General features: G+C 56.8%; 9 protein-coding genes. All 9 read right to left on the bottom strand.

The window, feature by feature from the left end; translation table 11 throughout:
- Window positions 1–4: 4 nt before the first annotated feature.
- A complete protein-coding gene (locus KJS55_RS09465) occupies window positions 5–208 on the bottom strand; it encodes a 4Fe-4S dicluster domain-containing protein (protein WP_187029223.1) in 204 nt (67 codons plus the stop codon).
- A gap of 252 nt (window positions 209–460) precedes the next feature.
- On the bottom strand, window positions 461–1,747 hold the full coding sequence (locus KJS55_RS09460) for a TRAP transporter large permease (RefSeq protein WP_187029221.1): 1,287 nt from the start codon (window positions 1,745–1,747) through the stop codon (window positions 461–463).
- Between the two features lie 62 nt (window positions 1,748–1,809).
- On the bottom strand, window positions 1,810–2,307 hold the full coding sequence (locus tag KJS55_RS09455; RefSeq protein WP_213543235.1) for a TRAP transporter small permease: 498 nt from the start codon (window positions 2,305–2,307) through the stop codon (window positions 1,810–1,812).
- Between the two features lie 123 nt (window positions 2,308–2,430).
- On the bottom strand, window positions 2,431–3,468 hold the full coding sequence (locus tag KJS55_RS09450) for a TRAP transporter substrate-binding protein (RefSeq protein ID WP_213543234.1): 1,038 nt from the start codon (window positions 3,466–3,468) through the stop codon (window positions 2,431–2,433).
- 373 nt (window positions 3,469–3,841) lie between these two features.
- Window positions 3,842–5,911 (bottom strand): elongation factor G, encoded by a 2,070-nt coding sequence (gene fusA / locus KJS55_RS09445; RefSeq protein WP_187029215.1) that lies wholly within the window; start codon window positions 5,909–5,911, stop codon window positions 3,842–3,844.
- A 207-nt stretch (window positions 5,912–6,118) separates the two neighbouring features.
- On the bottom strand, window positions 6,119–8,227 hold the full coding sequence (locus tag KJS55_RS09440; protein ID WP_213543233.1) for an HAD family hydrolase: 2,109 nt from the start codon (window positions 8,225–8,227) through the stop codon (window positions 6,119–6,121).
- 44 nt (window positions 8,228–8,271) lie between these two features.
- The gene (gene rlmB / locus KJS55_RS09435; RefSeq protein WP_187029211.1) at window positions 8,272–9,039 is read right to left on the bottom strand and encodes a 23S rRNA (guanosine(2251)-2'-O)-methyltransferase RlmB; all 768 of its coding nucleotides are present in this window, start codon (window positions 9,037–9,039) and stop codon (window positions 8,272–8,274) included.
- 256 nt (window positions 9,040–9,295) lie between these two features.
- Window positions 9,296–10,318: a type I glyceraldehyde-3-phosphate dehydrogenase gene (gene gap / locus KJS55_RS09430; RefSeq protein WP_187029209.1), complete on the bottom strand. Its 1,023-nt coding sequence runs from the start codon at window positions 10,316–10,318 to the stop codon at window positions 9,296–9,298.
- A gap of 238 nt (window positions 10,319–10,556) precedes the next feature.
- Window positions 10,557–12,038 carry a DUF1846 domain-containing protein gene (locus KJS55_RS09425; protein WP_187029207.1) on the bottom strand — a complete coding sequence of 494 codons (1,482 nt, stop codon included), beginning with the start codon at window positions 12,036–12,038 and terminating at the stop codon, window positions 10,557–10,559.
- Between the last annotated feature and the right edge of the window lie 80 nt (window positions 12,039–12,118).

Here is a 12,118-nt window from a genome sequence, read left to right as displayed (position 1 = left end):
CTCCTCACTCATCTTTGTACACTGAGATTGCCGTATCCGGGCAGACCCGGGCGCAGGTGCCGCAGGCAATGCAGCCCTCTCCCACCACCGGCGGATAATAGCCCTTTTTGTTGACCTTTGTGCCTTTGCTCAAGACCCCTTTCGGGCAGAACTTGATGCAATAGCCACACTCTTTGCAGCGGTCAAAATCAATCTTTACCAAATTCATAACCAACCACCTTTCTTCCTCTCTGCATGCGTGCTATTTTCCCCTTTTGTTCTTTTATTTGGAACGCTATATTTTTATTTGGAACTTATATGCGATGATTGTATCATCCGATTTCCTCTGTGTCAATATGGAGTCCCGAAATTCGTTAAATTTTTCTCAGAAAGCCCGTCCCTCCGTTATTCGAAAAAATCATCCCCACAATGAACTTTTCAAAGTGGGGATGATGCATTTGGGACTCAGCCATAAAGGGGCTCAACCATAAAACAGATTCGGCAGAAACATCACAAGTCCAGGCAGCGCCGCGCAGATGGCAATTGCCAGAATTGCGGCTCCCACAAGAGGCATGACGTATTTAACCTCCTGCTCAAACTTGATGCCCGCAATGCTGGCCGCAATGTACAGGTCCTCGCCTACAGGCGGAGTTGCCATGCCAAGGGACAGCGTCATCACAACAATGACACCAAAATATACCGGATCAATGCCAAGTGACTGTGCAACGGGCAGAAGGATCGGCACGACCATCAGCACAGACGCACAGCATTCCATGAAGCATCCCATGAACAGCAGGAGCAGGATCGTCAGCGCCATAAAGATGATCTTTCCGCTGGAAACTGCCGCAAACCAACCGCCAATCGCCGTTGCGATTCCTTGAATGGTAAGTACCCAGGTAAAGGCGCCGGCGCAGCCGATAATCAGCAGCACCAGAGAGGTATTGGCAGCCGTGTCCATCAAAATCTTTTTCAGGTCCTTCCAGGACAGCTCCCGGTAGATGAAAAAGCCAGCAAAGAGTCCATACACGGACGCCACCGCGCCAGCCTCCGTTGGTGTAAATACGCCGCTGTAAATTCCGCCCAGAACAATCACCGGCACCAAAAGCGCCCATATGGAGTCCTTGAACGCCACCCAGACCTCGTGGGCGTCGAACTCGGTCTTACTCTCCATGCCAAAGCCCTTTTTCTTACAGATCCAGCCGGAGACTATCATCAGGCAGACGGCAAAAATAATGCCAGGAATAAAGCCTCCGGCAAAAATCTCACCAACAGATACGCCTGCACTGATGGCATACACCACCATGGGAATGCTGGGCGGAATAATCGGGCCAATCGTTCCCGCCACGCACTGCACACCGGCGGAGAACTCCGGTGGGAACCCCTTCTTCTCCATCTCCGGAATCATCATCCCGCCGATGGCCGCGCAAGTAGCCGGCGCGGAGCCAGACAGAGCGGCGAAAAAGGCAGAGGCCAGGATCATCACGTGAGTCAGTCCTCCCGTAATCCAGCCCACCAGCGCGCTGGCCAGCCGGATCAGCCGCCTGGACATGCCGCCTGTCGCCATCAGCGACCCGGCCAGCATGAAAAACGGAATTGCCATCAAGGTAAAGCTATTCACACTGGCATAGACTTTTGAGGCAAAGTTCAGCAGGGGGAGGTCTGCGGCCAGCATCGCCACAACCGCCGCGCCTCCAATGCAGGCGGCAATCGGGATGCCGCCCAGCAGCAAAACAATCAAACAGACAAACAGAATCACTCCAATGGACATACACGCACCTCATTTCCATTTTGGTTCTCAGCATCCGAATCAAGGAAATTACAGCTCCCTGATCACCGGGATTTCAGCGAATCCAGCATCATTTCTATCAACCGCAGGATGCACATCACACAGCCCACCGGAAGCGCAGAATATGGCACAGCCAATGGAATATGCGCCGCTGTGCTGTACTTTCCCATCACGTTCATCAGCGTCATGGAGCTGGTATACAGGAGAACCAGGAAAAACACGATGGTAGCCAAATGAATGACCATCTGAACGATAGCAGCCCCATGCTTTCCGCCAATCCGGTCGACGAGAAAGGTGACACCCACGTTAATGCCATGATAAAACGCATAGGATGCGGCGCCAAATACACACCAGGTCATGCACATCAGGGTGATTTCCTCGGACCAGCCAATCGGATTTCTCAGAATATAACGGCATACCACCGCTGCGAACACAATCACCGTCATGATGACGACCGGTACAATACAAAAGATTTTTTCCAAAACCTCGAGAATTCTCCAGAGTATAAACCGGGATTCTGTTGGTTTCTGGTTTTCAGACACGGTTTGATCCCTCCCTGTCATGGTGTCTTTTATGGTACTTTTTTCTTCCATACTCTTATCATCTGCGTTTGATATGGACACCCCGTCCATATCAAACGCAGAACGGCTATCCTCGGGTTCCGATCAGCCCTGTGCCTCTGTGATGCACGTTTGATACAGTTCCCAGGCTTCCTCTCCCATCTCATCCCGGAACTGCTCGGCAACGCCGTCCACCGCGTCCACAAAGGTCTGCCGCTCCTCCTCCGTCAGCTCAATCACCGTCATGCCTGCGTCCTGCAGCTCCTGAATCTTCGCATTTTCCATTTCAGCTGCTTCGGCGCGCATATATTCCGCCGCCTCCTCGCTGGCCTGTGTCACCCATTGGCGCTGCTCTTCACTCCAGCTGTCCCATGCGGTTCCACTGATGATAAATGGGGAGGGGTCATGGACATGCCGCGTGAGAATCAGATATTTCTGCACCTCCTGAAAACGGCTTCCAATGATGTTGAATACCGGATTTTCCTGTCCTTCCACAACGCCCTGCTGCAGGGAACTGTAGATCTCGGAATAGGCAATTGGCGTGGCCGCGGCTCCAATGGCCTGCCAAGCGGCCATATGGGTCTCCGCGCTCATGACACGCAGCTTCACGCCCTTCAGATCCCCGGCTGTATGTACCTCCCGGTTTGTTGTGGTCAGATTCCGGAAGCCATTGTCCCAGAAACTTGTTACCACCAGACCGGTTCCGTCCAGAGATTCCTTGACATAATCGCCATATGCGCCATCGTAAAACGCCCAAACCTGATCGTAGTTTTCAAACTGGAAATAGAAATCCGCAGCATACATGGCGGGCGTATATTTCTGAAGGGTATAACCGGAGGGAAGTGAAAACGTGATCGAATCGCCATATGACTGCATCTCCACGATCTCTTCCTCGCCTCCCAAGGCAGAGTTTGGGTGTACGGTAGTCTCCATGGTGCCACCGCTGAGCTCCTTCAGGCGATCCGCAAAATATACCGCCCCAAGATACACGGGGTTTTCTGTATCCTGCGCCAGGGATAAGGTCAGCTGAAGTGTCTCGCCGTCTGAGCCGCCGCTCTCATCGGTGCTGCCGGAATCTCCACCGCAGCCGACCAGAGCCAGGATCATGAGCATTGCCAGAATTCGTGCAGTCCATTTCTTCATTTCATTCTCGTCTCCTTTTTCTTTCAATTTTATAAAATGCAGCATCTTCTGGGAGCGACGCTGTATTTTATCAAAGCTTATTACTGTCTTGTTTCACAAGACAGTAGAGGGGTACCCCTCTAAAATTTTTTGAGCTTATGCAATGCTTGCAGCCAAAAGTCTTTACATCGCTGATCTGGTATATTTGATTGTTTTGCCATTATATCCCAAGAAGGAGTCAATGTCAATATCCGTAATGCAATTCTGTTATTTAGAACATTTGATAATCATATTGACCATGCGCCGCCGCAGAAGCAGATTGGTATCCAAAAGCTCTTCCCACCAGTCTCCACCTGAAAGCCAGAGGCCGGGGCCATATGGCCCCGGCCTTTTGTTACTCTTTTTCAGCTTTCGCTTCGGCAATCGCCTTTTCCTGGGCGGCCGGCGGACAGTCCTCATAACGGACAAAGTGGAAGGTGAAGCTGCCGCGGCTCTGCGTCATGGCCCGCAGGTCAATGGCATAGCTGCCCATCTCGGCCATGGGAACCTCGGCGGTAATCACCTGGTCGCCGTCGCCGGTGGGGTCCATACCCATCACCCGGCCCCGGCGCTTGTTGAGGTCGCCGATGACGTCACCCATGTAGCTATCAGGCACCGTGACCTTCAGTTCGCCCACAGGCTCCAACAGCACAGGGTTGGCCTCCGGCAAGGCGGCCTTGTAGGCCAGCTGCGCGGCGGTCTTAAAGGCAATTTCAGAGGAGTCCACTGGGTGGTAGGAGCCATCGTACAAAACGGCTTTCAGGTTCACCACCGGATAGCCCGCCAGCGGGCCGTGGACGCATGCCTCCCGCAGGCCCTTTTCCACCGCAGGGAAGAAGTTCTTGGGTACGGAGCCGCCAAAGACCTCCTCGGCAAACTCCATCTCCTCCGCCTCCGGGTTGGGCTCGAATCGAATCCACACATCTCCGAATTGGCCACTGCCGCCAGTTTGCTTCTTGTGGCGGCCCTGCTTCTGTACGGTCTTGCGGATCTTCTCCCGATAGGGCACACGGGTGGGCTGGGTCTCCGCCTCCACGTTGAAGCGGCTCTTGAGCTTGCTTACCAGCACGTCCACCTGCATGTCGCCGGCGCAGGAGAGAACCATCTGATGCGTCTCGGCGTTGTTGGTGACAGAGAAGGAGGGGTCCTCCTCGTTCAAGCGGTTCAGCCCCTGGGCGATCTTATCCTCCTGGCCCCGGGTCTTGGGTACGATGGCCACAGAATAGCACGGCTCTGCAAAGGGAATCTGCTTGAGGGCCACCACCTTGCGGGCATCGCACAGGGTATCGCCGGTCTTGACCTTTTCCATCTTGGCGATGGCTCCGATGTCGCCGCAGGTCAGCTCTTTCACCTCAGTGGTCTTCTTGCCCCGGATGGTGTACAGGCGGCCCAGCTTTTCCGTGCTGCCGGTGCGTGCGTTGGTCATGGGCATATCGGGAGTGATGGTGCCGGAGAGTACCTTTACAAAAGAGTACTTGCCGTACTGGTCAGAGATGGTCTTGAATACATAGGCCGTGGGCACGCCGCCGGGAGAGACCACGAACTCCTCTGTCTCGCCGTCAGCCTTGGTGGCCTTGTGATAGTTGCCCTCGGCGGGATTAGGCAGCAGCTCCACAATATCGTCCATCAGCATCAAGCTTCCCAGGCAGTTGATGGCGGAGCCGCACATCACCGGAAACAGGCTTAGTTCCCGCACGCCCTGGCGCAGGCCCTGAATCATCTCAGCGTAAGTGAAATCCTCTCCGCCGAAGAATTTATCCATGAACTCCTCGCTGGTCTCCGCCACGGACTCCTTCAGTGCGTCGTTAAATTCCGTCACCACACTCACCTTGTCGGCGGGAATTTCAATCTCCGTCCTCTTCAGGTTCTGCATCTCATAGGCTCGCTTGTTCAGCACATCGATAATGCCTGTGACCTTCTTATTCTCATCCCAGATCGGCACCACCACCGGGGCAACCTTCTTGCCAAAACGCTCCCGCAGGGCGTTAAAGGTGGCGTTATAGTCACTGTTCTCCTCATCCGTCTTGGAGATATAAAGGAAGCGCGGCATATTCCGCTCCTCGCAGTATTTCCACGCCTTCTCCAACCCGACAGAAATCCCGTCCTTGGCGGAGCAGACGATAATCGCGGCGTCGGCGGCCCGCAGGGCCTCCATCACCTCGCCGGCGAAATCAAAGGCGCCGGGGGTGTCCAGCAGGTTGATGCGGCATCCCTTGTACTCCAGCGGCGCGATGGCGGTGGACAGGGAAATCTGCCGCTTAATCTCCTCCTGGTCGTAGTCGCAGACGGTATTGCCATCCGCTGCCCGCCCCATGCGGTCAATGGCCCCGGTCATAAGCAGCAAGCTCTCCGCCAGGGCGGTCTTGCCGCTGCCGCTGTGGCCCAGCAGGCAGACATTGCGGATGTTCTGTACTGAATAGCTCATGATTCTTTCCACTCCTTATGTTAGCTGTCGCGCCCGCTCCCCGTCAGGAGATCGGGCCAAGGTGCAAGCCCTCATGTAGAAATTATACAACACTTCCCGGTGCAATACAACAAAAATTTTGGCACATGGTCAAAATCTGTCAAAAAGGCGAAGCCGCTGGTCAGGTCAAAGGCCCTGTCAGCGGCTCCGCACACTCCATTTTAAAAATCAGTACCTGCCCGCCCAGTCAGAAATCAGCACAACCGGCAAAACCCACAACAGCAAAAACACCATCAGTGCAAAGGGATTGAGCAGGTCATACGCCCCCTGAATCAGCAGGTAAAACGCCAGCAAAACGCCAGCCGCGCTCCCGGCCAGGCTGATGGCCGCCGCCCGGCGAACCGCCTTGCACATCCTCCGGCTGCCTACCACCGTCTCGGCATAGGGCAGCAGTCCCTCCCGGAACAGCAGTGCCCGGGGCAGATCCCGGTCCTGCTCCGCCTCGCTGAGGGCCACCCGGCTCGCAAGGTCCGGATACTCCACCCGAACGCCCTTGCGGAATTTCCGCTTAAGCAGGGCCGGCGTGATGTTGGGGTCCCGGGAGGCCAAAATCGGCATAATCCGGCTGCGGCGCATCATCCGCAGAGCAAAGTCTACGTTTTCCGCCGGATTGTACTTCACAGCGAAAACCGCTATCAACTGATGATCCACCGCCAGAAAAATGCCGGTTTTCAAATTAATATCCCCCGGGAGCCGCACTTCCATCTTCCGCATGAAAGAGGCAGTCCCCATCAGGACAGACTCCCCGTGAATGGCGGCGGACCAGCCGCCTTCCTCATAGAAGCTAAAATCGTCCACGTTCTCCCAAGGGCCGCCGCCCTCGCTGCGCAAAAAACCGTCAAAAAGCCTCTCCAATCCACTGCCGGCCCGCCTGGCCATGGCGGCGGCATAGGAAGCCACCTTCCGCCGTTCCTCACCGTAAACTTTGATGCCATTGAGCTGGATCGTCCCTGGCGGAAATAGGTCCGTGTCCGTCAGAATCATACCCCGGCGGCGGCTGATTTTCTCCGCGCCGGACCAACCCGCTACGGCGCAGCCTACTTTTTGCAGATGGCGGGCCAGCTTTGCCCAGGGCAGCGCCCAGCACAGCGGCAGCGTACAGGTAGCACCTGCACACAGCGTTGCGGACCAGTTCAGGAGAAAGTCAGCGCTTTGCCCCTCCCCCAGTGAGGTGAGCCCCGCGAATACCAGCGACGCCACCAGAATCACCGGCAGCAGCACCGTCTGCCATAGCGTGGCGGCAGAATCCCGCATGGCGGTGGTATAAAATCCCGGAAGCGCTCCCCGCTGCTTGCAGGCCCCGCGCTCCGTGTCCGTCACCAGATAGGGCGGCTCGTCGTCCATGGCGGCAATACGAAACGTATCGTACATTCCTCGGCTCTCCAGGCTGACGCCCCACTGTGCAAATGCCAGCAGCAGGCAGGCCGCGGCGCCGTAGGGTGTGGCAGCTGTCCTATCCGGCTGCAGCAGACAGACCATGCAATCTCCTACAGCCACCACAGAGGCGGCAGCAGCCAAAAGCTCTCCCACGCACCGCTTTCGGAGCAGTGTGGAAATTCCCTTGGCAAATACGTGGTGGCACAGGAGGCACTCTATCATGAGACAGGCCAGGAAAAAGAGACTCTGAACCTGTAAATTGCCGTTCCAGATAGGTAGTGACACTCCGTATCGCTCCGCAGCCAACGGCGCAGCAGCAATCAAAGCCACCAGAAATGCCGGCAGCAGTGACGCACGGCGGCTGTGCCAGGCTCTCCGATACTCCTCTGCCGCCTCCCGAGGCTCCTCCTCCGGTCCAATGGTCTCTGGCTCTGGCTCCGGCTCTAACTCTGGAGCGCTTGGAAGCTCCTCTGTCTCCTCCAGCGGACGGCGGGAAAACAGGCTCCGCCGTGGGGAAAGAAAGGGCTCTCGGCGCCCCTCTTCCATCACGGCGTCTACCGTAACCCCCACCACATCTTCCAAAGTAATGGGATGGGGAGGCGGCGGAATCTCCGGTTCTCCGGCAGACTCCTCCGGGGCCGGTTCTTTCGGGGCCGGAGCGGCAGCCTGGGCCGCTGGCGAAGGGACCGTCTGTTTCTCTGCCGCAGGCGGGGTGGGAGTCGGCAGCGCAGATGCCTCCCGAGAAGCGGCTTCCTCCCCAGTGGCCTCCTCGGTCTCCCGCAGCAGAACCTGCTCCAGACTGCCGCCGTACTCTGCCAGAATTTCCTCCAGGGAAAACTCCTCTCCGGAGGCAGGCACGCCGGTCAGCCCTTCTTCAATTTTGGGGTCTTGGTTTGACATGGTGAATCCTCTTTTTGATGATGAAATCCACTCTGAAAGCGCCATCACCGGCGCTGGCGCACCGCCTCGTACAAAAGAATTGCAGCGGCGGCACTGGCATTGAGGGAATTCAGCTTTCCCCGCATGGGAATACTGACCAGGAAATCGCAGGTCTCGGCAGTCAGGCGCGTCATGCCGCTGCCCTCACTGCCGATGACGATGGCGGCAGGCCCCTTGAGATCTGCGTCATAGAGGGAGGTGCCGCCGTCCGCCGCAGTGCCGAATACCCAGATTCCCCGCTTCTTCAATTCCTTCAGCACTGACGGGATATTGGGCACCCGGGCCACCGGCAGATGGGCCACCGCGCCGGCGGAGGTCTTGGCCACCACCGCTGTCAGTCCGGCGCTGCGGCGCTTGGGGATAATCAGGCCATGAGCGCCGGCACACTCGGCGGTGCGGAGAATCGCCCCCAGATTATGGGGGTCGGAGATCTCATCGCAAATCACCAGAAGAGGAGGCTCTCCCTTTGCGGCGGCCCGGTCCAGCAAGGCGTCCACACTCACATACTGCCGCACCGCAGCCAGGGCGATGACTCCCTGGTGGGCATGGGTGCGGCTCATACCATCCAGCTTGCGCCTGTCCGCCTCCACCACCACAATGCCCAACCCCCGTGCCTTGGAAGCAATATGGCCCAGCGTCTTGTCGGCCTCACCTTTTTGCAGGTAAATTTTATCAATGCTCTCGCCGGCTCGGAGCGCTTCAATCACGGCATTGCGGCCCTCAATGATGCCATCCGCCTCGGCGGTAAGATCGTCTTTTCTGCGTTGCTCCATAGTCTTTCCCTTTCGCGCAAAAGATTGTCACGAACGTAGTATACCACATCTGCTAGGGGCAATAAAGCCTGAATTTTCTTTTTTCGGCAGGAACAGACGGTGTCTTTCAGCCTGTTGCATCTTTTTGGCTGGCAGATATCACCGCCCTGTGAAAAGCCCAATACCACTCGACCAGCCATGGCGCCGCATCTTGGTGCAGATATCCCTCCGGCATATGAAAGCGGCGCCTGGTAAACAGACGCCGCCGAAAAATTGTTTATTGATTGTCCACGCTGTGCATGTGGGCGATCAGGTCCAGCAGCTTGTTGCTGTAGCCCCATTCGTTATCGTACCAGGCAATCAGCTTGACAAAGTCATTATCCAGCATAATGCCCGCCGTCTCATCAAAGATGCATGTCTCGGAAAAACCCGTGAGATCCGAGGACACCACCTGATCTGTGGTGCAGGTGATGATTCCCTTCATGCTGTTTTTCGAGGCGTTCTCCATGGCAACGCAGACATCGTGGTAGGTGGCAGGCTGAATGAGTCGGGCGGTCAGGTCCACCACAGACACATCGTTGGTGGGCACCCGAAAGCTCATGCCAGTCATGCGGCCTTTGAGTTCGGGGATCACCTCTCCCACCGCCTTGGCCGCGCCGGTGGAGGAGGGAATGATGTTGCCCAGCACGCTGCGGCCCGTCCGCCAGTCCCGGCCTGCCCGGGCGTCCACGGCCTTTTGCTTGGCGGTTGCGGAGTGAATGGTACTCATGAGGGCCTGCTTGATGCCGAACGTGTCATTGATCACCTTGGTCATGGGGGCGAGGCAGTTGGTGGTGCAGGATGCGTTGGAGACCACATCCATGTCCGGCGTATACTTTTTGTGGTTTACGCCCATGACAAAGGTAGGCATGACATGATCCTTGGAAGGTGCGGACAGCACGACCTTCTTCGCACCGCCATGGAGGTGAACGGAGGCCTTTTCCACGGTATTATAGACGCCCGTGGACTCAATGATGTACTCGGCGCCGCAGTCGTCCCAGGGAATCAGTGATGCGTCGCTTTCACTGTAAACCCGGATTTTCTTCCCGTTGATAATGAGGTGCCGATCGTCCCGGTCCACCTGGCCGGTAAAGGTGCGGAACACCGAGTCGTACTTCACCTGATACACCATATAGTCTAAATCCGCGTTGCGCAGATTGATCCCGCAGGGCTGGTAAGTGCTGGAGCCTCGCTCCACCATAATCCGCAGCGCCACGCGCCCGATGCGGCCGAAGCCGTTGATTCCCACTTTGATTGCCATTGTGCCTGTACCCCTTCCTCATTCTCCCCGGCATGCCGGGCGTGTTGTGCTCATTATAGCACTGTTTACGAAAAAAGTAAGGTGTCTTTGCGTAAAATTGCGTATAATTTTTTGGAATTTTCTTGGCGTATTTGTACAGGCATTCCCACCGCAGAGGCCCTCTGTCCGTGGGGCTGATCAGACAGCGGGCCGACGCTGTCATCGGCCCGCTGGTCTGGGAGACTCTCTCCCGGATTTCTCATTTATGGTAGAGCTTCTTGGTCTCATACTTAGGCTCACAGCTGACGTTGAGGCCCAGGCTTCTCAGAAGCTTTTCATCCACATCGCTGATAACCACGGTGAAATGGGCAGAGCAACCACGAAGCTTGGGAAGCTGCTGCTGAGCCAGCTCTGCCAAGGGATTTGTCAAGGCGGAAATGGTGAGAGCCATCAGTACCTCATCGGTATGGAGGCGGGGGTTGCGGTGGCCCAGGTACCGGGTTTTGAGCTTGCAGATCGGCTCCAGAACCTGTGCAGAGATCAGTTCAAAGTGGTCATCAATGCCCCCCACCGCCTTCAACGCGTTCAGTAGCAGGGCCGACGCGGCTCCCAGTGTGTCGGAGGTCTTTCCTGTCACCACGCTGCCGTCCGGCAGCACCATGGCGCCGGCGGGGCCGCCACTAGTCTCTGCCTTCAGCAGTGCCGCCGAAACCGCCGGGCAGATCTCCGGTGTCACATCCGCCTGCTGCATCACCAGCTCCAGCTTGCGAACCGGCGCGTCGCAGTCGCCCTGGAGCCTGTCTACGCAAGCCGTGTAGTACCGGCGCAAAATCTCCTGCCGGGAGGCGTCACAGCACACTGTGTCATCCACGATACAGTTCCCCGCCATGTTTACCCCCATATCCGTTGGGGATTTATAGGGGGACTCACCCTGAATTTTTTTAAACATAGCATTGAGAACCGGGAAGGTCTCCACATCCCGGTTATAGTTGACGGCGGTTTTTCCATAGGCCTCTAGATGAAAGGGGTCGATCATGTTCACATCGTCCAGGTCCGCCGTGGCCGCCTCGTAGGCAAGGTTCACCGGGTGCTTCAAAGGCAGGTTCCAGATGGGGAATGTCTCAAACTTGGCGTAGCCGGCCCGAACCCCCCGCTTGTAATCATGGTAGAGCTGGCTGAGGCAGGTGGCCATCTTGCCGCTGCCGGGGCCGGGGGCCGTTACCACCACCAGGGAGTGGGAGGTCTCGATATAGTCGTTGCGCCCCAGGCCCTCGTCGCTGACGATGTGGGGCACGTCCGAGGGATATCCCGCGATGGGATAGTGCCGGTAGCAGCGGATGCCCAGGGTGTTCAGACGCTTAAAAAACGCGTCGGCGGCGCTTTGGCCGCTGTAGCGGGTCAGCACCACGCTGCCCACATACAACCCCAGGCTGCGGAAGCTGTCAATCAGTCTGAGCACATCGTCGTCATACGTGATGCCCAGGTCCCCCCGCACCTTGTTCTTTTCAATATCCGCGGCGTTGATGGCGATCACGATCTCCACATCGTCCCTGAGCTGCTGGAGCATCCGCACCTTACTGTCCGGCTCAAAGCCCGGCAGTACCCGGGAGGCGTGGTAGTCATCAAAGAGTTTCCCGCCAAACTCCAGATACAGCTTTCCGCCAAACTGGGCAATCCGCTTTTTGATCTGTTCGGACTGCATGGTGAGGTATTTGAGGTTGTCAAAACCAATAGCTGCCATAGCGTTCATATCCCTCTCTAGAAAATTTTGTAACATCTGCCCGAATAGTATAGCATACCGGGTGCTTTGGCGCAATGGTC

The organism is Pusillibacter faecalis, from assembly GCF_018408705.1.
GTDB classification, from domain to species: Bacteria; Bacillota; Clostridia; order Oscillospirales; family Oscillospiraceae; genus Oscillibacter; species Oscillibacter faecalis.
This window is presented reverse-complemented; position numbering and strand designations above follow the sequence as displayed.